At 67.1% G+C, this 25,492-nt stretch carries 22 protein-coding genes and 1 tRNA gene; 6 read left to right on the top strand and 17 right to left on the bottom strand.

Annotation, left to right across the window (positions count from 1 at the left end; all coding sequences use genetic code 11):
- The first annotated feature begins 111 nt into the window (after positions 1-111).
- Entirely contained in the window at positions 112-288 is a 177-nt protein-coding gene (locus ACQY4Y_RS23520) for a DUF3309 family protein (RefSeq protein ID WP_428492997.1), read from the top strand.
- A 290-nt stretch (positions 289-578) separates the two neighbouring features.
- On the opposite strand, the gene ACQY4Y_RS23515 is transcribed toward ACQY4Y_RS23520, so the two are convergent.
- The 13 genes from ACQY4Y_RS23515 to ACQY4Y_RS23455 all read right to left on the bottom strand — a co-directional run bounded on the left by ACQY4Y_RS23515 (position 579) and on the right by ACQY4Y_RS23455 (position 16,032).
- Entirely contained in the window at positions 579-707 is a 129-nt protein-coding gene (locus ACQY4Y_RS23515) for a hypothetical protein (RefSeq protein ID WP_428492996.1), read from the bottom strand.
- A 199-nt stretch (positions 708-906) separates the two neighbouring features.
- Positions 907-2,166 carry an NAD(P)/FAD-dependent oxidoreductase gene (locus ACQY4Y_RS23510; protein ID WP_428492995.1) on the bottom strand — a complete coding sequence of 420 codons (1,260 nt, stop codon included), beginning with the start codon at positions 2,164-2,166 and terminating at the stop codon, positions 907-909.
- The gene (locus tag ACQY4Y_RS23505; RefSeq protein WP_428492994.1) at positions 2,163-2,951 is read right to left on the bottom strand and encodes a class I SAM-dependent methyltransferase; all 789 of its coding nucleotides are present in this window, start codon (positions 2,949-2,951) and stop codon (positions 2,163-2,165) included. The genes ACQY4Y_RS23510 and ACQY4Y_RS23505 overlap by 4 nt, the downstream gene beginning before the upstream one ends.
- Before the next feature lie 21 nt (positions 2,952-2,972).
- A complete protein-coding gene (locus ACQY4Y_RS23500; protein WP_428492993.1) occupies positions 2,973-4,553 on the bottom strand; it encodes an ABC transporter substrate-binding protein in 1,581 nt (526 codons plus the stop codon).
- Between the two features lie 92 nt (positions 4,554-4,645).
- A complete protein-coding gene (locus tag ACQY4Y_RS23495) occupies positions 4,646-5,494 on the bottom strand; it encodes an alpha/beta hydrolase (protein ID WP_428492992.1) in 849 nt (282 codons plus the stop codon).
- 513 nt (positions 5,495-6,007) lie between these two features.
- Complete coding sequence (locus ACQY4Y_RS23490) at positions 6,008-6,238, bottom strand: hypothetical protein (protein WP_428492991.1); 231 nt, start codon at positions 6,236-6,238, stop codon at positions 6,008-6,010.
- Positions 6,239-6,399: 161 nt separating this feature from the next.
- Positions 6,400-7,275: a transglutaminase family protein gene (locus ACQY4Y_RS23485; protein ID WP_428492990.1), complete on the bottom strand. Its 876-nt coding sequence runs from the start codon at positions 7,273-7,275 to the stop codon at positions 6,400-6,402.
- A 100-nt stretch (positions 7,276-7,375) separates the two neighbouring features.
- A complete protein-coding gene (locus ACQY4Y_RS23480; protein ID WP_428492989.1) occupies positions 7,376-8,260 on the bottom strand; it encodes a transglutaminase family protein in 885 nt (294 codons plus the stop codon).
- Between the two features lie 201 nt (positions 8,261-8,461).
- On the bottom strand, positions 8,462-9,853 hold the full coding sequence (locus tag ACQY4Y_RS23475) for a dihydrolipoyl dehydrogenase family protein (RefSeq protein WP_428492988.1): 1,392 nt from the start codon (positions 9,851-9,853) through the stop codon (positions 8,462-8,464).
- A 150-nt stretch (positions 9,854-10,003) separates the two neighbouring features.
- Positions 10,004-10,387, bottom strand: a complete 384-nt coding sequence (locus ACQY4Y_RS23470; RefSeq protein WP_428492987.1) for a hypothetical protein — start codon at positions 10,385-10,387, stop codon at positions 10,004-10,006.
- A gap of 68 nt (positions 10,388-10,455) precedes the next feature.
- On the bottom strand, positions 10,456-12,960 hold the full coding sequence (locus ACQY4Y_RS23465; protein ID WP_428492986.1) for a circularly permuted type 2 ATP-grasp protein: 2,505 nt from the start codon (positions 12,958-12,960) through the stop codon (positions 10,456-10,458).
- 207 nt (positions 12,961-13,167) lie between these two features.
- Positions 13,168-14,703, bottom strand: a complete 1,536-nt coding sequence (glgA, locus tag ACQY4Y_RS23460) for a glycogen synthase GlgA (protein ID WP_428492985.1) — start codon at positions 14,701-14,703, stop codon at positions 13,168-13,170.
- Between the two features lie 186 nt (positions 14,704-14,889).
- The gene (locus tag ACQY4Y_RS23455) at positions 14,890-16,032 is read right to left on the bottom strand and encodes a 2-methylaconitate cis-trans isomerase PrpF family protein (RefSeq protein WP_428492984.1); all 1,143 of its coding nucleotides are present in this window, start codon (positions 16,030-16,032) and stop codon (positions 14,890-14,892) included.
- A gap of 89 nt (positions 16,033-16,121) precedes the next feature.
- Here ACQY4Y_RS23455 and ACQY4Y_RS23450 point away from each other — a divergent pair, with 89 nt between their 5' ends.
- Positions 16,122-17,390, top strand: coding sequence for an MFS transporter (locus tag ACQY4Y_RS23450; protein WP_428492983.1), 1,269 nt, complete (start codon positions 16,122-16,124; stop codon positions 17,388-17,390).
- Positions 17,391-17,598: 208 nt separating this feature from the next.
- Here ACQY4Y_RS23450 and ACQY4Y_RS23445 read toward each other — a convergent pair whose 3' ends face one another.
- From ACQY4Y_RS23445 to ACQY4Y_RS23435, 3 genes are all read right to left on the bottom strand, one after another.
- Complete coding sequence (locus ACQY4Y_RS23445; protein WP_428492982.1) at positions 17,599-17,934, bottom strand: YdhR family protein; 336 nt, start codon at positions 17,932-17,934, stop codon at positions 17,599-17,601.
- 109 nt (positions 17,935-18,043) lie between these two features.
- On the bottom strand, positions 18,044-18,961 hold the full coding sequence (locus ACQY4Y_RS23440; RefSeq protein ID WP_428492981.1) for a hypothetical protein: 918 nt from the start codon (positions 18,959-18,961) through the stop codon (positions 18,044-18,046).
- Between the two features lie 163 nt (positions 18,962-19,124).
- Entirely contained in the window at positions 19,125-19,715 is a 591-nt protein-coding gene (locus tag ACQY4Y_RS23435) for a GNAT family N-acetyltransferase (protein ID WP_428492980.1), read from the bottom strand.
- Positions 19,716-19,819: 104 nt separating this feature from the next.
- Here ACQY4Y_RS23435 and ACQY4Y_RS23430 point away from each other — a divergent pair, with 104 nt between their 5' ends.
- The 4 genes from ACQY4Y_RS23430 to ACQY4Y_RS23415 all read left to right on the top strand — a co-directional run bounded on the left by ACQY4Y_RS23430 (position 19,820) and on the right by ACQY4Y_RS23415 (position 25,114).
- Positions 19,820-22,147: a xanthine dehydrogenase family protein molybdopterin-binding subunit gene (locus tag ACQY4Y_RS23430; protein ID WP_428492979.1), complete on the top strand. Its 2,328-nt coding sequence runs from the start codon at positions 19,820-19,822 to the stop codon at positions 22,145-22,147.
- A gap of 204 nt (positions 22,148-22,351) precedes the next feature.
- Entirely contained in the window at positions 22,352-24,079 is a 1,728-nt protein-coding gene (locus ACQY4Y_RS23425; RefSeq protein ID WP_428492978.1) for a tetratricopeptide repeat protein, read from the top strand.
- A gap of 5 nt (positions 24,080-24,084) precedes the next feature.
- Positions 24,085-24,942 (top strand): 4-(cytidine 5'-diphospho)-2-C-methyl-D-erythritol kinase, encoded by an 858-nt coding sequence (locus ACQY4Y_RS23420; protein WP_428492977.1) that lies wholly within the window; start codon positions 24,085-24,087, stop codon positions 24,940-24,942.
- 97 nt (positions 24,943-25,039) lie between these two features.
- Positions 25,040-25,114: transfer RNA gene (locus ACQY4Y_RS23415), tRNA-Gln, on the top strand.
- 57 nt (positions 25,115-25,171) lie between these two features.
- On the opposite strand, the gene ACQY4Y_RS23410 is transcribed toward ACQY4Y_RS23415, so the two are convergent.
- On the bottom strand, positions 25,172-25,384 hold the full coding sequence (locus tag ACQY4Y_RS23410) for a hypothetical protein (RefSeq protein ID WP_428492976.1): 213 nt from the start codon (positions 25,382-25,384) through the stop codon (positions 25,172-25,174).
- Positions 25,385-25,492: the final 108 nt, after the last annotated feature.

Genomic DNA, 25,492 nt, shown 5'->3' with positions numbered 1-25,492 from the left:
GCCGAGTCGTCGCCCGCGAATGCCAAAACGACAATCGCAGGCCAACGATCGAAGCCAGCCGCCATCCGCCAAAGTCGAACCCCAGGATACCCACAGACGGAGAACTAGCCGATGTCACTAATTCTGATCGTTATCATCCTGGTGCTGCTGTTCGGCGGCGGAGGCTTCTACGGCCATCGCCGAGGCTATTACGGCGGAGGCGGCCTAGGCGGCATCCTCGGCCTGCTGGTCATCATCCTCGTCGTCATGTTCCTGTTCGGTGGACTCGGGGGCGGAACCTATCGCTGATCCCCGCCGCGCGGGCTGGGACTAGAGCACGATCGCCCCGAGCGGAACGTCCCCGGGGCGTGAATCGTGCGACAATACAAAGAGCTAGACCATTTTCAGCATGCACAGTCAGGCTGAAAATGGTCTAGCCCTCGCCGGCGAACCCGGTCCTCGCGCCCCACCGGTCATGCGAAAGCCCCACGGCCTCAGCCTGCGTCGCACCCCACGATCGTCCCCCCGGCGTCCCCACGCCAAATAGCAAAAAGGCCGGGATAACCCGGCCCCTGCTTCGGCAACGCTGGTCCTGGCGATTACAGTTGGCCAAGCCGCTGCATCTCAGTGGCCTGCGCCGTGCCCGGCACCGTGCTGGCGGCATAGGCCGGCACAACCGCCGCACCAAGGCTCAGCGCAGCGAAGGCAGCAAGGATAAGGTTCTTCATCGGATTTCTCCATTCATCGTCGGGCGATATGTCCGGCCTCGATGAAAATGAACATAGCCTCTCTTCCCCGCGGAGATAATGCTGAGCTTAATGATTGAATTTATGCTCCAGGCGATGAAATGCAGCTACCATCGCCCGCAGCTGCTCCGACCCCCGCCCAGACTCAGACCGCCAACCACAGACCGCCAACCACCCTCGTTCAGCGAAACCGCGCCGCCGCATAGGGCGCCAGGTCGAACGGAGGCGAACGCCCGGCTACCAGATCGGCCACCAGCTTGCCGGTCATCGCCGCTGCGGTCAGCCCGACATGGCCGTGTCCGAAGGCGTGCACCACGTCCTTGCAGCCTGACGCCCGGCCCAGCACCGGCAGCCCGTCGGGCGTCGACGGCCGATGCCCCATCCACAGCTTCACCCGTTCCGCCGGCAGGTCCGCCGGCAGAGCAGGATAGACCTTGCGAGCAAACGCCAGCAGCACCTCGGCCCGCCGCCAGTCGGGCGCCGCCCGCAGCCCGGCCAGCTCCACCTGTCCCGCCAGCCGCAGCCCGCCCGGCGTCATCACGCACGCCATCTTGCCGTCGCTCGGCATCACCGGGTAGCGCGGTTCCACCCCCGGATCGCTAATCACCACGTGATAACCGCGCTCGGTTTCCAGCACCACACGATCGCCCGCCGCCAGCGCCAGGGGCTTGGAGAACGCTCCGGCTGCGATCACCGCCTGGTCACAGCCGATCTCGCCCTCGCCGGTGCGCACCGCGCGCAGCCGCCCGGCCTCGATCCGCAGCCCGCTCGCGCCGCCGGGGACAATCCGCCCGCCCAGCGCGGTGACGTGTTCGGCCAACGCTGCGACATAGGCACCCGGATCGCGACATTGGCCGTTATCCTCGACCAGCACCCCGAAACGATAGTGTCGGTCCAATGAAGGCTCGCGCTGGCGCAGTTCGTCCTGGTCCAGTTCCAGCCATTTCACGCCGTTGTCGCGGCGCACCGACCAGGCCAGTGCCTCGGCCTCGAACGCGGCGCGATCGGGGAACACGAACAGCACGCCGCCTCGCCCGATCAGCTCGCCGACCCCGGCCTGTTCGGCAAGCCTTCGGTGCAGCGCCGGTGCGTCGGCCAGCAACGGCCGCAGCGCCCGCGCGGTGGCCGCGACCTTGGCGGCGGTCGAGCCGGCAGCCAGGAAGCGGCGCAGCCAGGGCAGCATGCGCGGCAGATACGACCAGCGGATGGTCAGCGGCCCCAGCGGGTCGGTCAGGTAGCCGGGCAGCTTCTTCCACAGCCCCGGCGCCGACATCGGGATCACCGAACTGGGATTGAGCAGCGTGCCGTTGCCGTAGCTGGCCGCCTGTTCGCCACCCGGAACGCCCGGTTCCAGCACGCTTACCACGTGGCCGTCAGCCAGCAACTCGATGGCGCAGGCGAGCCCGACCACCCCGCCGCCGATCACCACCACCTGGGTCATCCGGCTGCGGAGACGACGTGTGCCCGCATGGTGCTTTCGATCGCGCCGTCGCCGAACCGTCGGCGCACCGCCTCACCCGCGAACTCGATCGCCGCCGCAATGTCGCCGCGGGCCTCCAGTTCGCCGCGCAGCCCTGTGGCCAGGCAATAGCCTAACGCCGCGTCGCGGGCGGAGGCGACGACGAAGGGCAGTTCCACTGAGGTATAGATGGCATCGGTGAAGCCGGCTTCGGTCAGGTCGTCATCGACCCTGTCGTTGTCGGCGTAGCCGTGCAGCACGCGGCCCAGGAAGGCCGGCGGGTCGGTCGGGAAGCGTTCGGTCATCGCGTCGTTCAGGCAATCGGCCACCGGGTTGTGGCGGATATGCGCCGGCAGGCTGAACACGAACCGCGCCCCAGGCTTCATCACCCGCCTGGTCTCCAGGAACGCACCCGGCCGGTCCGGCATGGTAACGACGCCGAAATGGCAGGCGACGATGCCGAACGTCGCATCGGCGAACGGCAGCGCGGCGGGATCGGCCTGCTGCCAGGTGACGCGGGCGACCCCTGGGCGGGTCGAGGCGTGTGCAACCATCAGCGGGTCGGGATCGGTGGCGATGATGATCATGCCGGCCGACAGGGTGGACGCCACCGCGCGCGTCAGCACCCCGGTATCGGCGGCGAGCTCCAGCAGCGGACCCATGCTGATGCGCGACAATCGCCGCGCCATGTCGTCGGCGAACGGCACAAGCACCGTCGGCGCCAGATAGCGGTCGAGAGCATCGAGCCTGGTGGCGGCTACGGTCATGTCGGATAGTTTCATCCGCGACTAGATGGCTTTCTTCAAGCTATAGAACTGCGGCCAGCCTTCCGGCACATCCTGCATGTATTTATGGAACGCGGTCGGCTGGTCATACATTCCAAGCGGCGCATAGGTCGGATTTTGCCAGAACGCGGCCTGCATCGCCGCGCAGATCTTCTGTTGCGCGGCCGGATCGGGCGCTTCGAACCATTGAGTGTACAGGGCCTCGATCTTGTCGTTCTTCGGCCAGCCGAACCAGGCCGCCGCGCCGTTGCCGCGGATCGCGATGTTCGGCGCCGGTGAGATGTTGCCGAAGCCGCCCAGCCAGGTGAAGAAGATGTTCCAGCCGCCCTTGGCGGGTGGCTCGCGGCTGGCCCGCCGCTGCACCACCGATCCCCAGTCCATCGACTGCAGATCGACGTTGAAGCCGACCTTTGTCAGGGTGTCGGCGGCGACCGACGCCTCGGCCCAGATCGTCGGGATGGTGGTGGCGGCGAGCACCACGATCTTCTCACCGTGGTAGCCGGCGGCGGCCAGGTCCTGCTTCAGCTTGGCGTAGTCCTTGGGGCCGCGGGTGACCTGCACGCCGTTGCTGCTGGCCATCGGCGTGCCGGGCACGAACAGGCCAATATCGGTCTTGTAGAGCGAGGGTGCGGCGCCGGCGACCGCCTCCATCACCTCTTTCTGGTCCATGGCCTCGACCACGACGCGGCGGATCGCCGGGTTGTCGAACGGGGGAAACAACTGGTTGAAGCGCAGGCACCCCATCTCGCCGGTGCGATCCTTCACCACCAGGGTGACGTCCTTGTAGGTCTTGATCTGCGGCAGCAGGTCGAGGCTGGGGTTTTCCCACCAATCCACCTCGCGCTGCTGCAAGGCGGCCGACGCGGTGGCGGGGTCGGGGATGAAGTTCCACACCACGCGATCGACGTAGACGATCTTAGGGCCGGCGTTGAAGCTGGGGGTGCCCGACTTGCGCGGCACGTAGGCCTGGTTCTTGGCGAAGGCGACGCGCGAGCCGGGGATGCGCTCGTCGGCCAGGAACTTGAACGGGCCGCTGCCGATCGCCTCGGGGATCTGCTTCATCGGGTCGGTCTCGGCCAGGCGCTGCGGCATGATCGCGCAATAGACCTGCGCCAGCGCGTTCGGCAGCAGCGGAAACGGCTGCTTCATGCGGAAGCGGATCACCGTGTCGGATGGCGCAGTGATCTCACCGACGCGCTGCATCAGCGCCTGGCCGAACGGATCGCGGACGCAGAACCGCTTGATGGTGGCGACGCAATCGCGTGCCAACACCTTCTGGCCGTCGTGGAAGGCCAGGTCCTCGCGCAGGGTCAGTTCCCAGGTCTTGCCGTCGTCCTCGGTTTTCTGGCCCTCGACCATCTGCGGCTGGACCTGGAATTGCGCGTCGTAGCCGTACAGCGTGTCGAACACCGCCAGCGAGTAGTTGCGGGTGATGTCGGCGGTGGTCCACACCGGGTCGATCGACGCCAGGTCGGCGTGGGGGACGAACATCACCGGCTTGGCCGCGTCGGCGCGGCCGACCCGTGGCGCAGCGAGGCTTGCGGAGATGGCCGCCGCTGTCTTCAGCACGCTGCGTCGCTTCATTCGCCGGCCCCCGATGATTTTTTAAGATTACAGGTTAGGCCGCAAACCGCTCGCAGTCCAAGGGGGCGTTGACAAGGAGGTGTTGACTGAACTCAGCACTCCGCGTTCCGGCGCAGTGCATCGGCGATCAGCGGCGCCGCGGCGTCGGACATCTTACGTCCGTCGTGGCCGACATTGGGCACGTCGATCAGCCTCCAGGCCAGCGTCACGCCCAGGCCGGCGGCGGCCTGCCGGCCGCGGCGCAGATAGGTGTGGGCGCGGGCGTGGCGAGTCGGCCCTTGCCGCATCGATTTCGGACCGCCGGGGAAGAAGCGCCCGGTGGTCTTGGTGTCCTCGGTGCCGGCCATGATGGTGAGCGGGAAGGTCAGCAGCGCGCGCAGGTCGTCGGCGGCGACCTCGGTGGCGCCGAGGCCCCACGGCCATGCCGTGGCCAGGTCGGGCATGGCGTAGGTGCCGGCGTTGGCGCTGACCGCGACCGCGACCCGGTCGCGATAGCCGAAAGACAGCATGCGGTGAACGAATTGGCCGCCGGCCGAGTGGCCGAACAGGCCGTACCGATCGGTGGTGGTGATGCCCTGGTCGCGCAGTTGGTCGAACAGCCTGCCGCCGATGCCGAAGGTCCATTGCCGGCGCGGGTTGGCCATGCCCTCGGCTGTGTGCAGGTTGCCGAAATTGTAGCAGAGGTATTGCGGGAAGCTGGCCTCCGGGAACTCGATCGCGATCGCCAGCAGGTTGGCGGGATCGACGTGGCGCAGCCAGTAGTCGCGATAGTCGCGGCCGTTGCGTCCCACACCGTGATGGACCAACAGCACCGGCGTGCCGGGGTGCCATCGGCGCGGTCGCGCGGCGTGCAGCACCAGCGCCCGTTCGGCGAACGCCGGGTCGAAATAGGGCAGGGACGACGCGCCCGGCGCGGCCACCAGGGGTGACAGATCGATCATCGCCGCAGCCGAGAGTAGCCGATGGCGGTCGGTGCGCGCGGCGGTTGAGGCCGGTCGCGGTGCGGTCTCGGTCGGGGCTTGATCACGCGGTATCGTAGGCCGGATCGCGCGGGTCACAAGATGCCTGTCGCACGATGTCGTGGGAAAGCCTCTTGGTGGCCCGGCGTTAATGGCTTAGCAACGTCGTCAGATGGATCCGGGGAGGCGGGCATTTTCGATTCGGGTCGGACATTCGTGGCGTTGCGCAAGGATGGACCAACCCCAGCGGCGGGCCGCCGGGCCGCCTACCACGCGGTGACACCGCATTGCCGGATGGCGCTTTGTGCGACCGAACCGGGGTCGGCATCCGGCTGGGCGGAACCGCCCGCAGAGCACGTCACCTGCCGGGCTTGCCTGGAGCGGCTGCGCAGGCTGAGCACTCACTCGACACGGCGACGATCCTGAGCGAGTTGGCTGAGCCAAGCTCTGCTGCGCCGAATTCGGCTAAACCGAACTTTTCTGCGTCGAACTCTGCTAAGCCGAACTCTGCTGCGTCGGGGCCTGCTGCGTCGTTGCCTGCTGCGTTGGGGCCTGTTGCGGCTGGGCCGCGACGTCGCCGTTCAGCCGCTTATCCTGGATGATCCAGGCCTCGGCCTCTTGCTTTGAGGTGAACCCCAGCATGGTCTGCCGAGCGCCATTGCTGCCCGCCACACCGATATGGAATCCGGTGCCATCAGTCGTCGGAACGATCGTGTAGGTTGTCATGAACCCTATATGGAGCAGGCGGGGCAGCTTTGCATCAGACGCGGAGCGTGCTCATGAAGAGTTCAGCCACGACCCTTCGATCGGCGGCATCGAAGCGGAACGGCAGCGTTGCCGCATGACCACGATGGGCGAAACAAGGCGCGCGTAGCCCGCGCCAAACTCTACGCTCGGATTTCCACCCGCACGTCCATGCCGATGAAGTCCGACGGCTTCCCCATGAAGCTGCCGTTCAGCGGCACCGCCTGCGACGGGTCGCGGGTGACGGCGACGCGGATCAGGTTGCGGTCGCTGATCAGGCCGTTGGTGGGATCGAAGCTCACCCAGCCCGCGCCGGGCAGGTAGACCTGCAGCCAGGCGTGGGTGGCGCCGCCGCCGACCAGGCTGCCGACGCCGCCGCCAAGCAGGGAGTCGTCGTACAGGTATCCGGACACGAAGCGCGCGGCGAAGCCCAGGCTGCGCGCCGCCTCCATCATCAGCAGCGCGTAATCGCGGCAGGTGCCGGCCCTGGTGTTGAGCGTGGTGAGAGGGTCCTGGGTGCCGGTCTCATGGCGCGGGTTGTAGGTGAACTCGGCCTGGATCGCTCGGGTCATCGCGGCGAGGATGCGCATCGTCGCGCGATCCCCTGGCTGGTCGGCGAAGCGGCGCGCCCAGGCATCGACCAGGTGGTTCGGGTCGGGGTAGTGGCGTTCGATGGTGCGGCCGATATCGGGGACTTCCTCGGCGTCGTAGCTGAACGGGTGTTGGCGCGCTTGGGCCGCGAGTTCGATGCCGCCTTCGGCCAGGGGATAGTGTTCGGCGCGGAACCGCGATTCGACGTGCAGCTCGGCGGCGGGTTCGCTGAAGCGGACAATGGCGACGGAGTTGCTGAAGACGTCGTGGATCCACCGCGTGGTTGCGATGGGGCGCACGATCAGCGCGGTTTCCAGCAGACGAAGGTCGTGGCTGTCGCGCGGGCGCATCATCATCCGGTGCTCGCCGAAGCGCACCGGAACGGCATAGCGGTAGGTGGTGGTGTGGGTGACGGTCAGGGTCGGCATCAGCGATGGGTCGGGTGACAGATTTGGGCGCGACAGATTTGGGCGCGACGGGTTTGGGCGCGACGGGTTTGGGCGCGATGGGTTTGGGGCGGCGCGCCGGTCATCTCGGGGTCCGGTCTTCGGCCGGTTCGAGATCGACGGCGACCCGCACGACATGGTCGCCGCCGCCCAGGATCACGCCGCGCACCGGGCTGACGTCGCTGAAGTCGCGGCCCCAGCCCAGCAGCACGTGCTCGTCCTTGACGACGATGCCGTTGGTGGGATCGAGGTCGACCCAGCCGTGCCGGGGCCCCAGCCAGCAGCCGACCCAGGCGTGCGACTGGTCGGCGCCCTGGCGCTTGGCCTGCCCCTGGGGCGGTCTGGTGCGGATATAGCCCGAGGTATAGCGCGCCGGGATGCCGATGCCGCGCAGGCCGCTGATCATAGCGTGCGAGAAGTCCTGGCAGACGCCTTCGCGGCGGGCGATCACCTGCGACACCGGGGTCGAGACGGTGGTGACGCCTGAGCGAAAGCGGAATTCGTTGTAGAACCGGCTGTTCAGGTCGAGCAGGGCGTCCAGCACCGGACGATGCTGGGTGAACGACTGGCTGACATAGTCCCGGCAGCCGGGATCGAGCGGGGTCATCGCGGTGGGGAACTGAAACTCCACTTCCTGCCAGCCATCGTGGGCGCGGGTGGCTTGGACGACGTCCTCCCACGGCGAGGTGGCGTCGGCGGCGGGGGGGGCTGGGCAGTTGACCTCGACCACCGATTCCGCGGTCACCTTGAAATCGGCGTGCGGCAGATCGAGGAACAGCCAGGTGACATGGTTGCCGAAATGGTCCAGCCCATCGCGGCGGCGCGCCGGTGTCGGTTCGGTAATGATACGATCGGAAATGACCGTCTGCCAAGGGCGCGGGCGTGGCCGCAGATGGACCATGTGGGCGGCCAGCTCGACCGGGGTGCCGTAGGCGTATCGTGTGATGTGCTGGACGCGGTAGCGCATGGGCGGTGTTTAGCGGGTGCGGGCGAAATTGTCTCGTGGTGTGACGGCTCGGTGGACGGCGCGGCAGGGTCGGAGGGCAGGCTGATGCGTTGGGGCGGTCCCACGGCATTATCGCTTCCGGTTGAACCGATAATGCCCTGCAAATCATTGTTTACAGGAGGCAATTCACGCTTTTGGTGGTTCCCCAAAAGCGATCGCGCGCTAGCGGCCCGGGACGTTGGCGAATAGCGGGCCGAGCCCTTCGGCCATCGTGGGGTGGGCGATGATGGCGTCGCGCAGGCCGGTGTAGGGCATGCCCGCCAGCATCGCGGTCTGCACCACGGCCATGACCTCACCCGCTTCGGCGCCGAACATGGTGAAGCCGAGGATGCGGTCGCTGGCGGCGTCGACGACCGCCTTCATGAAGCCGCGGGTTTCCGAGATGGTGCGCGAGCGCAGCACCGCGACGATCGGCAGCCGCGCTATGCGGACGGCGATGCCTTGGCGGCCGGCTTCGGCTTCGCTGAGGCCGACGCGCGCCAGCGGCGGTTCGGTGTACATGCAATACGGCACCAGGCGGTCGCGTGTGCTGAGATTGCCACCCGCCAGGTTGCCCCGGATGGTGCGGAAATCGTCGAACGAGACGTGAGTGAACTGCGGGCTGCCGGCACAGTCGCCGATCGCCCAGACATCCCGGGCGCTGGTCTCCAGCCGGTCGTTGACCGCGACGTAGCCGCGGGGGTCGAGCGCCACGCCGGCGACGTCGAGACCGATGCCCGTTGTGTTGGGGGTGCGGCCGGTGGCCACCAGGATATCACTGCCCTGGATCACCTCATCGCCCAGCGACCCGCGCACCTGCAATGTGACGGCGTCGCCGGAGCGGCCTCGCACCGAGCGCACTGCGGCGCCCAGATGGATGTCGATGCCTTCCTCGCGCAGCATTTCGAGCAGCGCGGACCCGACGTCGGGGTCTTCGCGCGCGGCGAGTTCAGAGGCCGGTTCGACGATGGTCACCGCGGCTCCGAAGCGGCGGAACGCCTGGGCCATTTCCAGGCCGACGTATCCGCCGCCGATGACGATCAACCGGTCGGGCACACGGTCGAGTTCGAGCGCCTCGACGTTGGTCAGCGGCGCGGCCGCGGCGAGACCGGGGATATCTGGAATGGCGGCGCGCGAGCCGAGGTTGAGCACCACCCGGTCGGCGGTCAATACCCGGGTGCCGCCGTCGTTGAGACTGACCTCGATGGTCCTGGCGGCAAGCAGCCGACCCGAACCCATGATCAGTTCGGCGCCGCTGGCCTGGAACAGACCGAGATGCATGTCGATCAGGCCGTTGACCATATCGCGCTTGCGCGCCAATACCTTGGCCATGTCCACGCTGACCGGCCCGGTGCGAAGGCCGAAGCGATCGGCGTGGTGCACCAGGTCGGCGACCTTGGCGCTCCAGATCTCGTTCTTGCTGGGCAGACAATTGGTGTTCGGGCATGAACCGCCGATCAGCTTGCGCTCGATGACGGCGGCGCGGCTACCCGAACGGGCGATGTGCCAGGCGAGGTATTTGCCGCCCTCGCCGGAGCCGAGCACGAGAAGTTGGTAGTGGTCCGGGGCTGACATGGTGATCTCCGTGGTGTTGAACGCGGTTGATCGAGAGCCGGTGGTTCAGCTGGAACCGGGATGTCGCGGACGGGTCGGATATTGGTGAGTTCAAGGCTGGACCGCGGTCAGGCGGGAGACGGACTGGCCTTTGACTTGCGGTTGTCCTGTTTAGCTCAGGCCGCCGATCGCGCAATCGAACGAGGGTTCGCGGATCGCGGTGACGACCCAGCCGTCGCCGCGGGCGTTGCGCGTTGTGATGAAAGTATAGACGCAGCGGGTGACGTTCTGGCTGCCGCCGATGAACTGGGTCTGGGTGGTCTTGCGGCCCTTGCGGTCCTTGTCGGTGGTGCTGACCGCCGATGCCGGCGTGGTGTCGATAGAGACCTTGGTCCACTGATAGGCCCGCGTTCCATCGCCCAAATCGATCTGGTTGCCCGGCGGTCCATGATCCAGCTCCACCGCTCGGATGTCCTTACCTATGTAGCTACGCATGGTGTCGGCGGCGCAGCCGACGAGCCATGCGGTTGCGCACAGCAGCAGAATGAACTTCATGATCGCCGATCCATGCATTGCCGATCCATGCATTGCCGATCCGTGCATTGCCGGTCCGTGCCAGGGGTTCATGCCGCACCGCGCAGCATGTCGCTGTCCACACCCACGTTGCGCGCGATCGGCAGCAGCGTGAAGTAGCGGCGCGAGACCCGGTCGGCGACGGCGCCGATCGCCTGATCCAGCTTGCGCAGCCGCGGCGGCAGGGCGGCGCTGCTGGCGGTCTGATCGGCGGAGCGCAGAACGTCCTGCACGATATCGCGGGTCTCCTGCAGCAGCGGGTCAATTACCGTCAGCAGGGAATCGCCGTCCTCGACGATCTCGCGCAGCAGATTGCTGGCCGCGACCAGTTGGAAGGCGAGGCCGCGCGGATTGGCCTCGTCGGCCAGGATCAGGTCGAGCGCGGGCGCCGGCTGCAGCACCGCCAGATAGCGGGCGCGGTAGGTGATCACCGAATCGCGCAACTCCAGCGCCAGGCGCAGACTGGTTTCGATGCGGCCCGGCTGGGTGGCCGCGCTGGGCTGGTCCAGCACCTGGGCGAGTTCGCCGGCGATCGAATGGGCGCGTTCCAACCGCTTGCCGAAGTCGAGGAACAGGCGGCCGCCGCCGCGGACCATGTTCTCGGCCGCCAGCCCGGCGACGGTGGCGGCGAATTCCAGAATTTCGGTGGTCAGCCCGGCGGCGAATTCCAGAGCGCTGGGGTCGTGGTCGGCCGGCAGGCGGCGCATGTTCTGTCCCAGGATGCGCAGCGAGCGGGTCAGCACGGCGTGCATTTCCCCGGTCAGGCGGTCGCGCAACTGGTCCACCTGGCGCGCGACGTGGCCCAGCACGCGGCGCATGCCGCCGTTATGACGGAAGCCGCGCAGCACCGCGATGCCCAAGGGTCCGACGCCCAGCATGCCGGCCCCGAGCACACTGACGTCCTCGGCGTCGATCATTTTTATTTTGCTCAGGCTGGCGGCGAGGATGCGGATCTCGGCGACCTCGCGGGCGGTGGCGGACGGGCGCAGCATGCGGACGATGATCGCGCGTTGCAGCCGGGCGGCCTCTTCCAGGCGTTCCAGATAACGGCCTAGCCAGTAGAAGTTATCGGCGACGCGCGACGGCAGGTCCCCGGCGGTGCGCCTTATCGCCAAAGTGGGGGTCAATAGCGCCAGCGCGCCCTGCACCGGGCTCGCCTCGTCCTGCATCACCCAGACGTCCTTCGACAGCGCGGTGCGGGGCAGCCGCCCGGCCAAGGCGTCTTCCTCGGACAGCGCTCGGGCCAGGCCGCCGGGAAACGCGCGCCATCGGGTGCCGTCGAAAGTCATGAACATGCGCAAGGCGATCGGCTTGGGTTCCAGCCCGTGTTCGCCGGCGCAAGGGGCGACCGAGGGGGTGGGCGCGACCGAGGCGGCATACAACGCCGGGTCGGCCTCGATGCGGGCGGCGAGATCGGCGCGGTCGGCCTGGGACAGCATCATCGGCACCACCGGGGGCGCCTCGCCGTCGGTGGACTTGCGGATGATCCAGCCTTCCAGGTCGCGCAGCACGGTGCGCACCACGGCGCCCTCACCCAGCCAGAGCGTGGCCTGGCTGGCGAGGCGGAGGTCCTGGTTCAGCAGGCGGCGGGCCAGGGCGGGAAGGAAAGCGGCCAGGCTGGGTGCCTCGGTCAGCGCCGATCCGGGATCGTTGATCATACGGATCGAGCCGCCTCGGATGGCATCGAGCAGGCCGGGCACGCCGGCGCCGGCGGCGAGTTCCAGGCTGTCGACGCGATGGCCTTGCTGGCGGCGCAGCAGCACACCGATGCGTTGCAGGCCGCGCAGCGTCTTGAGGTAGAGCTTGCCGTTGCGCAACGTGAGGTCGCCGGATTCGACTAGTGCGATGGAGTATTCGCGCGCCAGCAGCACGTGCTCGAACCACAGCGGGTCGGAGTGGCCGGCGCTGAGCAGGGCGACGCCGGCGTCGTCGTCGGGGGCGAGCGCCTGCAGCGCGTCGCTGGTGATTTCCTGGTGCTGGCGCAGCGGCCGGATCGGCTGCGAGGCGAACAGTTCCGGCACCACGCGGGACAGAATGCGGCGGTTTTCCAGTGCGTAGGCGAGGCCCTGGGCCTGGCCGGTGCGATCGGCCAGGACCCGCCAGGCGCCGTCCGGCCCACGCAGCAGGTCGGCGGCGTAGAACGACAGATAGCGGTCGCGGCGGCGGTGATCGACGGTGCAGGGGCGCAGGAAGGCGGGATTGCCGTACACCAGATCGGGCGGCAGCAGGCCGTCGGCCAGCAAGGTGCGCGGGCCGTAGAGGTCGGCCAGGATCAGTTCCATCAGCTGCGCGCGCTGCGCCAGGCCGGCCTGCAGCGCAGCGAACTCGGCGGCGGAGATCACCAGCGGGATCGGATCGCAGCGCCAGTTGACCGCGCGCTCGCCGGGCAGGATGGCGGTGATGCCTTCCTCGGCGAAGGCCTGGTCGAGCAGGCGGACGCGGCTTGCCAGGGTTTCGTGACCGAGCGCGAACATGGTCGACAGCAGCGAGCGCCAGTGCGGCTTGGCGTGGCCTGTTCCGTCGGCCATTTCATCGAGGGGGCTGTCGCCGTTCACACCGAGCCGCCAATCATTCCGCGTCGCCAATCATTCCGCATCGATGCGCTGGACGGACTGGGTCAGGGGTGCCGCCAAGCCTTTGCGGGCACGCACACTTTATTCCTTTTGACGGGTCCAAGCGGACACCCTGGCACGCGGGTTACACGGTGTCCAGGATGTTGCGACCGGTGTTGCCGCTTGCGTGCGTGCGCGGTGGGGTCAGGTTCAGGCGGCCGGTTCCAGCGCATCGCTGAGCGGCGCGGCCGGGCGTCGCCGGCAGGGCAGGTGCGGCCGGGTGGTGAGGGTCGGGGGCACGATGAGGCGTCGGTACAGCGCTTCATACTGCGCCGCGGCGCCGTCCCAACTGAAGCATCGCGCCATGGCGGCGCGGCGCATGTCGTCGAATTGGCCTTGGTTGTCGTAGGCATCGAAGGCGCGGCGGCAGGCCGCCATCAGCGCGTCCGAGGATGGCGTGGAGAACAGGAAGCCGGTGGTGCCGTCATCGATGGTGTCGGCCAGGCCGCCGGTGGCGTGGGCGATCGGCAGCGCGCCGTAGCGCTGGGCCTGCATCTGGGTCAGGCCGCAGGGTTCGAAGCGCGACGGCATCAGGGTGAAATCGCTGGCCGCGACGATGCGGCGCGCCATCGGTTCGTTGAAGCCGATCAGCACGCCGATATCGTCGCGGTGGCGGCGCGAGGTGCGGTTGAGCATGTGCTCGATCTCGGGGTCGCCGAGGCCGAGGACGACGATCTGGCCGCCGTTGTCGACGATGTCGTTGGCGGCCTCGGCGACCAGGTCGAGACCCTTCTGGTGCACCAGGCGGGAGACGATGCCGAACAGCGGGCCATCCGACGGGCGCAGGCAGAGGCCGGTGCGCACGGCGTCGGCGTTGGCGTGCTTGCCGTTCAGGTCGTCGGGGTCGAAATGATGCGGCAAATGGGGGTCGCTGCCGGGGTCCCAGCTTGCGTCGATGCCGTTGACGATGCCGGACAACTGGCCGCGCGCGGCGCGGGTCTGCATCAGGCCATGCAAGCCGGCGCCCTGGGTTTCGGTTGTGATTTCGCTGGCGTAGGTCGGGCTGACGGTGGTGACGTGGCTGGCATAGAAGCCGCCGGCTTTGAGGAACGAGACGCGGCCGTGGAATTCGACGCCGTTGATGTCGAACGCGGCGTCCGGGATTGCCAGCGTGTGGCGCTGGCTGGCGTCGAAATTGCCTTGATAGGCGATGTTGTGGATGGTGAGGATGGTGGGAACCTTGGTGCCGTCCCAGCGCATGTAGGCCGGTGCCAGGCCGCCCGGCCAGTCGTTGGCGTGGACGATATCGGGCGTCCAACCGAGGCCGCCGCGGCCGGCGGCGATGTCGGCCGCGGCCAACGACAGGCGGGCAAAGCGCAGGTGGTTGTCGGCCCAGTCGGCGCCCTTGGGGGTGCAGTATGGGGTGCCGCGGCGGTCGAACAGGGCCGGCGCGGCGAGCAGATAGAGCGTCATGCCGTCGGGTAGAAGGACCTGGCCGATGCGGGCCGGCGGGATGCCGCCGCGCGCAGGAAGGCCGCCCAGCCAGTCGATCGAGCCGACCTTTGCGATGACGTCCTGGTAGGCCGGCATCAGCAGTCGGATATCGATGCCACGCCGGCGCAACGCCAGCGGCAGGCCGGCGGATACATCGCCCAGTCCGCCTGCCTTTGCGAGACCGGCGAGCTCGCTGGTGACGAAGAGAGCTTTGATAGCAGGCACCAGACCCCCGACCCTCAGACGATCCATGCGCGCGAACCGATCGTGGCTTACGGGGTCAGCGCGGCGTGCCCGATGTAACCGAAGCCGCGGGGTGAGAGATCGGTTTTGCTCGCGATTACGCCAACGCACAGTTCCGTTATCGGTTTGTCATCAATGGGCCGAATTCGGAACGCCCGCGAGCGCTCGGCGCGATGTGGATCGAGGCGGGGCGGGCTATCGGTGGGGGACGTAGATACGGCCGTCGAACAGGCGTCGCGCGGTGCGGTACAAGGTGCCGCTATGGGCGGTCCAGGCACCGTTTGCATCGCGCGTCACGTTGGCCCCGACGGTCAGGATGCCGGACGGCATGCCGATGCGGATGGTTTCCCCGGGGTCGGTTTGCAACGCCTCGGCCACCACGGTTCCGCTGATCCGGGCGGCGACGGCGGTGCAGAGCGACGAGGTCACTGGCAGGGCGCGATGCGGCTGTCCGTTGGAGATGAAGCGGGCGGTGAGATCGACCAAGTCGGGTTGGATGGTGTCGCCTGCCAGCGTCGGTGCCGGGGTCGGCGGGGCGATGAAACCGATGCCTGGGGCGGCGCGGCTAGCGGCGGCCTGTTCGGGGGTGGCGGCCAGGCCGATGGCGAGCGCGGCAGCGCGGCGGATGCTTTCAAGTCGGGCGAGCACGGCGGGGTTGGCATCGAGCCAGTCCGGCAACTCGGTGCCGGTCAGGCCGAGGTCGCGGGCGCGCACGAGGACACAGGGTTTTGCGGCGTCGACGATGGACACCTCGATCGAGCCCAGGCCGGGCAGTTCCAGCCAGTCGCGGGCGTTGCCGGTCGGCAGCAGGCGTTCGGTCAGCGAACCGGCCGGGGAGAGGAAGTCGAGGCGAATCGGCGCGCCGGTGCCGGCGACGCCGGGGATCGCCAGGTCGCCGTCGGTGGCGGCGCGTCCGTTATTCAGAGGAAACGTCGAGCGGATGATCTTGCCGGTGTTGGTGTTGAAGATCCGCACGATTGCTGTATCGCCGCTGGTCGGCAGCAGGCCCTCATCGACAGCGAACGGTCCGACCGCGGAGCTCATGTTGCCGCAGTTGGCGCGGTAATCGACCGCCGCGTCGCGGATCTGGACCTGGGCGAAGGTGTAGTCGATGTCGGCGTCGGCGCGACCGGACGGGGCCAGGATGCAGATCTTCGACAGCGAGGAGATGCCGCCGCCCATGCCGTCCAACTGCCGCCCGTTCGGGTCGGGGCTGCCCATGGCGGCGAGGAAGATCGGGTCCCAGGCGGCGCGGTCGGGCAGGTCCCTGGCATGGAACATAACCGCTCGGCTGGTGCCACCACGCATGAACACGGCGGGAAAGGCGAGCAGCGGCATGGCGGGGCTCCTGGTCGAGGCGGTGGCAACAGCTATTGTATCTGGCGCGGCGCGGCGGATCCGTCCAGTCTTGGGGACAGGAGACGTCGATGAAGAACCGCCTGAAGGTGTCTGCCGGTGCGATTGTGCCGGCGGGCGCCGATACCGCGTCGCCGGCGCGGGAACGACCGGTGCAGCGGTTGCTGCTGGCCGGATGTGCCGATTTCTGGCGGCTGTGGTCGGTCGGGCTGGTGGTGTTCACCGTGCGCTGGGTGGAAACCGTCGCCGTCGGCGTGTTCGTCTACCAGCATAGCCGATCCGCCTTCCTGGTTGCCATGATGACCATGCTGCGGCTGCTGCCGATGGGGCTGTTCGGCGCGTTCATCGGTGCCTGGGCGGAGAAGGTCGAGCGGCGCGTGGTGTTGATCGTGGTTGTCGTGCTGATGCTGGCGACCTCGGCCTCGCTGGCGTTGCTGGACTACAGCGGCCACCTGGCGATCTGGCATCTGGCGGCGGCGAGCTTCCTGAACGGGCTGGGCTGGGCGACCGACAACCCGGTGCGGCGGGTGATGATCGGCGAGGTGGTCGGCGGCGGGCAGATGAGCACCGCCATGTCGCTCGATGTCGGGGCCAACAACGCCAGCCGCATGGTGGGGCCGACCGTCGGCGGGCTGCTGCTTGCCAGCGTCGGCATCGGCGGTGCCTTCATGCTGAGCGTGGCGCTGTACTCCTTCGCCTTGTATGCCGCTTTCCGTGTGCGCTATCGCAATACGGCCTTGATCGGGTCAGCCCCTGTGCTGGCGCGGATCGCCGAGGGGCTACGGCTGGTGCGCGGCGAGCGTCGGCTGATCGGCACACTGGCGGTGACGATCATCTACAACGTATTCGGCTGGCCGTTCACCAGCATGGTCCCGGTGATCGGGCAGAGCCGGCTTGGGCTTGGCGCGGAGGGGATCGGCATTCTGGCCAGCATGGATGGCGTCGGCGCGTTCTTTGGTGCGCTGCTGCTGACGGTTTTGCTGCGGCCGGCCTGGTATGGGCGCGCCTATCTCGGCGGGGTGGCGATCTACCTGGCGATGTTGATCGTGTTCGCGCTGGCGCCCTGGGCGGGGATCGCCGGTGGCGCGTTGTTGCTGACCGGGTTTGGCGGCGCCGGGTTCAGCACGATGCAGGCGACGCTGGTCTATCTCGCCGCGCCGCCGGAGATGCGCTCGCGCATCCTGGGTGTGTTGTCGATGTGCATCGGCGCGGGTCCGATCGGTTTTGTCGCGCTGGGGTTGCTGGCGGACGCCATTGGCGCGCCGTGGGCCACCGCGCTGTCGGGATCGGCTGGTCTGCTATGCCTGGCGCTGACGCGGCCGCTGTGGCGGCATATTTAGAGCATTGCCAGCTTGGGGTATGTGGTAACAACGCGCTAATATTACGCCACCGCAAATTTCTCGACCTTTCATCTGGGGTTCAGGCATATCACGCATTTGCTGTCACCGATCACTCTTACCAGCCCGATATAGGAACGTTATCATTGGAACCGAGCAGCAGCCCCGGGAGCCAAATTCTCGGCGATGTGGTCAGCGATAAAAGCTACGGCTAGCTCAGGCGATTTCCCGCGCGGTCGAGGCAGGTTGTCTTTTGCGTCGCCACATCGGCGATCGCCATGGTGTCGAAAAAGCTGATTCGCGGCGCGCCGCCGTAGCGGCTGATGATGCCCTCGCGCCAGGGTCCGGAATAAAACCTCTCGGCCGCCGCGCGGGTTTCCCACAGATAGCAACCCCCGGCGTAGCCACCTTCGGATGCATGGATGAACTGCTTTCGGATCAGACCCGGGACTTCGAGGAAGCCCGGGGCGATAGCGTGAAAATGCGCTCTGCAGTTGGCCTCATTGATGTGCGGCGGAAGGTCGTAGAGGACGATCGCGGTTATCATGACAGCGGCTCCATCGGGCAGGCAGGCCGGTGAAATACGGCGCGGTGGACAAGTGAGGTGGGTCTGCGCAGGGACGGTTTTCCGACAAGAAGGCCTCTTTGGCCGGGTGTCACGTCGGCCGCAGCAAGAAGTAACTGTGTACCGTGGCAAGTTCATCGAGCGAATATCGCGAGAAACGTTCGTCGATATGCGGCAGGTTTTTGATGTCCTGGAGGGATTCGTCAGTGATTCGGCCCCAGTATTCAACGACTTTCAGTGCCGCCCTGGCGAACACCGGCATCCATTCGGACTTAACCATTCGATTTTGATATTCGAATTTGGTATCGAATAGCTTACTGTACAATTTGTCGGGGTAGCGGTAGTAGTTGAACTGGTTGACTGAATGATCGTGAAACGACCAATGGTCATCGTGACCGATCATCATATACATCAGGCCTTCAGGTTTCAGCATCAAGCGAAGTGCTGCCAATTCCGGCTGCAGGATCGCGGGCGGGATATGGGTCAGGACGCAGTTCGAAACCATGAAATCGACGCTGCCGAGCGGCAGGAATGGCTGGCTAGTCTGATCGGTGATGCATAGCCTGAAGTTGCACGCGTGATAGACCTCGGCGCGGGATCGAAGAGCGAGCAGTGGCTGCAGCTTTCGCCGGACGTGGTCGGCATCGAGATCGAGCTCGCGGACGATCTCTTCCACGTTGTCCAGCAGGTGTTGAAGGTAGATTTTTATGTAGTTGATGGACGCTTTGTCTTCGATGTCGAACAAATGGATTTGGTAGTCACCGCACAGATACAGCATGAACGCGTCGTGGTGGTGCCACCCGGTTCCGATATCCAGAATGGTGCCCCCGGGTGGCGTTAATTCGCGTGCCTTGCGCACCAGCCGATACGATGTCGCTGTGCCGGCCAGGCGTCGCTTCGACCGTTCACCGGAATTTACGACTTTGGATACGCCCCGGTAGATGTATTTCCCGCCGGGAAGGTACGACAGTGCTTTCTCACTCGCTGCCCAGGTGTAGTAAACCAACATTAGGCCCGATGCTCCCGGATCCCCGCGCTAGACCATTTTCAGCATGACCGTGCATGTTGAAGATGGTCTAGCTCTTTGTTTGTCGAGCGATTCACGCGCCTTAAACGTTTCGTCCAGCGCGATCGCGCTCTGGGCGCAACGTTGTGCGGTCGATGTTGCGGTGTCAATGCGTGTGTCCTCCATGTTGGCAAGTTTTGCCCACCGCGGGTCGACCTGGCGGGCGGCGATGGTCGGCGCGTGGCAGCCGGTACAGAATGTGCCGGCGCAGGGGGCTGTCCTGGGGCAGCTTCGGGTGATCGAACTCGATCGTTCGTGTCATCCCCAGCCGCTGCATCACCCGGATCGATGCAGTGTTGGCCAAGGCGGTCAGTGCGACGACATCGGTCAGACCGACCCGGTTGAAGCCGTCATCGAGGCTGGCCGCGGCCGCCTCGGTCGCATAGCCGAAGCCCCAGTAGTGGCGATGCAGACGCCATGCGACTTCGACGGCTGGGGCGAATGGCGCCTCGAAGGTGAGCCAGCTCAGTCCGACCGCGCCGATGAACGGCGCCACGCCGGGCGCTTCGACGGCCCATTTGCAGAATCCGGTTCGGGCCAGATGTTGCATCGCGCGCGCCACGTAGGCGTCGCTTTCCGCCGGTGTCAGCACGCCGGCCAGAAATCGCATGACGATCGGGTCGGCGTTCTGTTCGGCGAACACGCGAAGATCGCTGTCGCGCCATGGACGCAGGATGAGCCGCGGCGTTTTGATCATTTTGTGCTCCGCATTCGGTTTGGCGGCGGCCGATTGGCCGCGCTCGGGATCGCGCTGGATGCGAAAACCGTTATACTAGAGCCAAGCAACGGGAGAAGACCATCATGGCAACCATTCAGGCCAAATCCGTCCGGCGGCGTGAGGATTTGCGGCTGTTGACCGGCCAGGGCAACTATGCCGCGGATGCTGCCCCGGCCGGGATGGCGGTCGCGATCTTCCTGCGCTCGCCCCATGCCCATGCCAGGATTGAGCGTATCGACACCGCGGCTGCGCGCGACGTCCCCGGGGTCATCGCGGTCTATACGGATGCCGATCTGACCGATGTCGCGCCGATCGCCGGCGGCATCGGGTTTCCGCGTCCCGATGGCGGCCCGGCGCCGAAGACGGACCGGTTACTGTTGGCGCGCGACCGGGTGCGCTTTGTTGGGGAACCGGTCGCGCTCGTCGTTGCCTGCTCGCGGGCGGCGGGGCTGGAAGCGGCGGAGGCGATCCTCGTCGAATACGCCGGGTTGGCGGTGGCGACCGAACCGATGGCGGCGATGCAGCGAGACGCGCCGGCGGTGTGGGACGATGTGCCGGACAATATCGGCTTCCTGTGGAAGCGCGGCGATGCCGACGGCACCGATGCGGCGTTGGCCGCAGCGGCGCATGTAACGACGTTGCGGTTCGCGGTTTCGAGGGTCACCGCGAACTCGCTCGAGCCGCGCGGCGCCTGGGCGTGCGTCGCGGCCGACGGACGCATCGAAGTGCATGCCTCGCACCAGTCCCCGTTCGCGCTACGAAACGGTATGGCGAGCGGCAATTTCCAGCTTGCACCCACGGATATCCGGGTGGTTGCGGGCGATGTCGGCGGGTCGTTCGGGATGAAATCCGGGGTGCATCAGGAGTCGGTTCTGGTCGCGTGGGCGGCCAGGCGGCTGAACCGGCCGGTGCGCTGGATCGCGGACCGGACCGAGGGCTTCCTGACCGACGAGCAGGCCCGCGAGATGCGGATCAGCGCCTCGCTGGGGCTGGACGCGGATGGCCGTTTCACCGCGCTGAAGTTGCGCTGGGACGTCAACCTGGGGGCCTATGTGTCGGGGCGATCGGGCTGGGGCGTCGGCAACATCGGCGGCATCGCCGGGGTCTATCTGATTCCGCTGATTGCCGCCGAGGTCTGCGGGGTGCTGACCCACACGGTACCGACCGCGGCCTATCGCGGAGCCGGCCGGCCGGAGGCGACCTACGCGATCGAGCGGCTGATCGACGTGGCGGCGAGCGAACTGAAAATCAGCCCTTACGAACTGCGCCGCCGCAACCTGATCCCTCCGTCGGCGATGCCGTACAAGACGGCGTTGACCTTCACCTATGACTGCGGAGAGTTCGAGGCCAACATGGCCGAAGCAGCGGGGCTGTCGGACCTGGCCTCCTTCGAACAGCGGCGAACCGAGGCGGCGGCACGTGGCAAGCTGCGCGGCATCGGTCTGTGCAACTGCATCGAGGTCGCCGGCGGTCCGTTCCTGCGCCCGGCCAAGGACCTTGCGACGCTACGGCTGGCCGCGGACGGCTCGCTGGTGCTGCGGTCCGGGTCGATGTCGGTAGGGCAGGGGCTGGAGACGACGATGACCCAGCTTGTCGCCGACCGGTTTGGGGTGGCCCCCGAACAGGTGCGCTGGGAAGGCGGCGACACCGACCTGCTGCCCAGCGGCAAGGGCAACGGCGGATCGGGTGCACTGTGCATCGGCGGATCGGCGGTCGCCCTGGCGGTGGACAAGGTGATCGACAAGGCGCGCCGGATTGCCGCCGAACTGCTTGAGGCGGCGGTGGTGGATGTCGAGCTGACCGCCGGGCGCTTCACCATCGCCGGCACCGACCGATCCGTGGCCCTGGCCGATGTCGCCGCCGCGGCGCACGGCCCGGCGCATATTTCGCCGGGCGAGGAAGCCGGGCTGGTGGAATCGGGGGAGTTCACTCCGACCGCGGTCACCTTCCCGAACGGCACCCATGTTTGTGAGGTCGAGATCGATCGTGAAACCGGGGTGACCGAGATCGTTCGATATAGCGCCGTGGAGGAATTGGGGCGGGTATTGAACCCGATGGTTGTCGCCGGCCAGATCCATGGCGGTGTGGTTCAGGGCGTCGGCCAGGCGCTGGGGGAGGTGATCCTGCACGATCCGGATTCGGGGCAGATGCTGACCGCGTCTTTCATGGACTATCAGATGCCGCGCGCGTCGGAATATCCGGATTTCCGGCTGGCGACGCGGGAGGTGCCGACAGCGGTCAATCCGCTGGGCGCGAAAGGGGTTGGCGAGGCCGGCACAGTGGGCGCGCTGGGGGCGGCGATGAACGCGATCAATGACGCGCTCGCGCCGCTGGGCATCCGGCATTTCGACATGCCGGCGACTCCGGCGCGAGTGTGGGCGGCGATGCAGGGGGCGACAGGAAAGGGCTGAGGTCGATCCAACTCAAACCCCGTAATGATGTCGCATTACAGACCCAGGGACAAGGAAGCAGCCGCGCCGTGGTCGGGACAGCCCAGGCGGCGCGGCCCGATGCCGAGCGAACGCGCCGCGAGTAATTTTGATGGTTCGCTATTATTGCGGTTGAACCGTTCTAAGCTGAATGACATGGCTTTTCACGACTGCTAGAGTGAGCGGATGCAACATGCCCGTACCGCCAGGCGGTTCGTTCTGCTCGCGCTGACGCTGTTGTCGGCCTGCGCGGCGTCCCATCCATCGTCCGAGACTGCAACGTCCGACACTGCAACGTCCAAGACCGCGACGCCCAAGACTGCGACCGAGGCGATGCCGAATGGCGTCATCGGCGACTACCTGGCGGGGCGTTACGCGCTGTCGGAGGGGGATTCGCAGACCGCGGCGACCGATCTGCTGAAGGCGTCGGCGCTTAATCCCGGCGATCCGGAGCTGACGTTGCAGGCGTTCATCGCCGCGCTGCAGGCGGATCGGCCAGAAGCGGTGAAGCTGGCGCGGCGGTTGCCGGATAGCCAGGTGGCCGAGCTTGTGCTGGCCGACGCGGACATCAAGGCGGGGCGCTGGCAGGCGGCGGAAAGCCGCTTTCACGGGCTGCCGCGTCAGGGGCTGACCCAGTTGCTGCAGCCGCTTCTGGTGGCATGGGCGCAGCAGGGTGACGGTCGGACCGATACGGCGCTGTCGACGTTGCGGCCGTATGTTGAGAATCCTCGGTTCCGCGGGATTTTCGCGCTGCACGCGGCGATGATCGCCGACCTGGGCGGGCGCAACGCGGAGGCTGCCAAGCTGTATCGGGCGACCCAGACCGAACTGGCGCAGCCCAATCTGCGGATGGCGCAGATCCTGGCGAGCTGGGAGGCCAGGTCGGGCCAGCCGGCCGAGGCGCAGCGCATCCTGGCGTCGCTTCCCGGGGTTTCGCCTGAGCTGGCGATCGCTCTGCCGGGGCTGATGGCCAACCTCACCAAGCGTCCGGTGCCGAGCGCGAGCGATGGCATCGCCGAGGCATATTTCACCTTCGCCGCGCTGCTGCAGTCGCAGGATGCCAACGATTTCGCGCTGGTGATGTTGCGCCTGGCGCTGGACCTGCGGCCGGACTTTGCGGCCGCCAGGCTGTTGGCGGCCGACATCGAGCAGAGCGAGCATCACCCGGAGCTCGCGTTGCGCCGGCTGAACGAGGTGCCGTCGACCGACCCGATCATTGCCATCGTGCAGTTGCGCCGGGCCGCTCTGGTCGATCGGCTGGGGCGTTCGGATGACGCGATGCGTGATTTGGAACGGCTGGCGCGGCAATATCCTGACAGCCCGTTGCCGGACGAGCAGCGGGGCGACATCCTGCGCAGCAAGCAACGGTTCCCCGACGCGGCGGCGGCGTACGACCGGGCGATCGCCAGGCTGGATCGCCCAGGGCCGCAGGACTGGGTGCTGTTCTACGATCGCGGCGTGGCCGAGGAGCGCTCGCACGCCTGGCCGAAGGCGAAGGCGGATTTCGAGCACGCGCTGGAGCTGTCGCCGGATCAGCCTTACGTGCTGAATTATCTAGGCTATTCCTGGGCCGACATGGGGCGTCACCTGAAAGAGGCGCGCCAGATGATCGAGCGTGCGGCGGAGAAGCTGCCGAACGATGGGGCGATCACCGACAGCCTGGGCTGGGTGATGTATCGCCAGGGTGACGCCAAGGAGGCGGTCAGCACCTTGGAGCGGGCGGTCGAGCTGGAACCGGAGGATTCGGCGATCAATGCGCATCTGGGCGATGCCTATTGGGCTGTGGGACGCAAGATCGAGGCGCAATATCAGTGGCGGCGAGCGCTGACCTTGAACCCGACCAAGGACGATGCCGTCAAACTGGAAGCCAAGCTGAACACCGGGCATCCTGGCGCGGTTGCCAGCGGGAAATAGGCCGGGTGATCAGGTCTGACCGGGAATTCGCGCCGGCGAAGGTAAATCTGCATCTGCATGTGCTTGGGCGCCGGCAGGATGGTTATCATCTGCTGGACAGCCTGGTGGTGTTCGCGGGCGTCGGCGACCGGCTGAGCGTTTCGGCGACGGATCGACTGTCGCTATCGGTGACTGGGCCGTTTGCCGCCGGGCTGGCCGGGGAGCATGACAACCTGGTGCTGCGGGCGGCGCGCGGGCTGGCCGAACAAGCCGGGGTGCGGCCGGCCGCCAGCCTGGTGCTGGAGAAGAACCTGCCGGTGTCGTCGGGCATCGGCGGCGGATCGGCCGATGCCGCGGCGGCGCTGCGGCTGCTGTGCCGGTTCTGGGGGATGGACCGCGGGCTGGCGGATCGGGTGGCCTTGGGTTTGGGGGCCGATGTTCCGGCTTGCCTGGCGGGCGCTCCGGCGATGATGTCGGGGATCGGCGAGGTGCTGGCGGCGGTGCCGGAGGTGCCTGATGTCGGGATCGTGCTGGCCAATCCGGGCGTCGCGGTGGCGACCCAGGCGGTGTTCCGGGCGCGGGAGGGGGCGTTCTCGGGGGCGGCGCGGTTCCCCGCGCGCGGCTGGGGGGATGTCGGCGGGCTGATCGGGTCGCTTTTGGGGTGTCGCAACGATCTTGAGGAGCCGGCCAGGCGGCTTGCGCCAGGGATCGGCGAGGCGCTGCGGGCGGTGGGGCAGGCTCCGGGCTGCCTGTTGGCACGGATGAGCGGGTCGGGGGCGACCTGTTTCGGTCTGTTCGCGTCCCCCGCGGCGGCGCGAGCGGCGGTTGGGACGATCGGGCGCGACGGCTGGTGGGTGTGGGGCGGGGGACTTATGGCGGGATAGCGGTTGCGGCTTTACGTGGGTCAGCGGCCGACCTATCACGTCGGCGCGCGGTTGGTGTCGCGCGTTTCGGCGCGCGGTTGCGGTTAATGTCGAGTTTTGGGGCGTCGCCAAGCGGTAAGGCAACGGATTTTGATTCCGTCATGCGGAGGTTCGATCCCTCCCGCCCCAGCCATCGCATTCGGGCCGTTGGACCCGAGCCTGAGCCTTGGGCGTGTCAGCCTTGGGCGCGTCAGCCTTGGGTGTGTTGCTCTTTTGCATATTTTCGGGGCGAGGTGCGGCGCAGGTCGCTGATCGCGGCTTCGACGTTCTGCCAGCGCTGCACGCCAGCGGGGTCGCCTTGCTGACGGGCCTCGGCGGCGCGTTCCTGGACCACGGCCTGAGCGCGCAGGCCATGCACGGCCATCAGGTTCTGGGCGGTGTATTTGCTGTCGGATTGCGACATTCCTGGTTTCCTTCCTGTGCCGGTTCGTCCCGACCCCGTCAGATAGGTCGGTTCGGCGCGAAGAGGAAGACAGAGGCAGGATTGAAACTTCGTGAAGGCTGGGTATGC

It is taken from the genome of Rhodopila sp. (assembly GCF_965277165.1).
GTDB lineage: Bacteria > Pseudomonadota > Alphaproteobacteria > Acetobacterales > Acetobacteraceae > Rhodopila.
The sequence above is the reverse complement of the archived record's forward strand: the minus strand, read 5'-3'. Positions and strand labels throughout refer to the sequence as shown.